The organism is Shimia litoralis (assembly GCF_005518135.1).
GTDB lineage: Bacteria > Pseudomonadota > Alphaproteobacteria > Rhodobacterales > Rhodobacteraceae > Shimia_E > Shimia_E litoralis.
In genome coordinates, this window is record NZ_SULI01000083.1 from 1 (window position 1) to 363 (window position 363).

A 363-nucleotide genomic window follows, 5' to 3' on the forward strand; every position below is an offset into this window, starting at 1 on the left:
TCTCGGTGTCCGTTGCACCTGTGCTGTCGGTGACCGTCACCGGCACTGTCACCTGCTGCGTCGCGCCAGCGGCGAGGTGTTGATAGGCCGCATCCGTCGGATCAAAGCTCCAGGAGCCGTCGGCATTGAACGTGAAACCCGCGGGTGCGGCTTGTCCGAGTGAATAGGCCAGCGTGTCACCGCTATCCACATCCGTGCCCGACACTTGTCCCGTCACGGACTGACCGTCCTCGGTTGCCGAGGCCGTTGCCGCACTCAGAACCGGCGCGTCATTCGTCCCGTGAATCGTGATCTGAATCTGCTTGGTCGTGCCGTCCACGGTGGAAACGGTGAGCGTATCGGTGATCTGGTCACCGGTCTTCA

At 62.5% G+C, this 363-nt stretch carries 1 protein-coding gene; it reads right to left on the bottom strand.

The window, feature by feature from the left end:
* Positions 1-319, bottom strand: a 319-nt coding sequence (locus FAP39_RS17430; protein ID WP_246059254.1) for a VCBS domain-containing protein, incomplete at its 3' end; no start/stop codon positions are given.
* Positions 320-363: the final 44 nt, after the last annotated feature.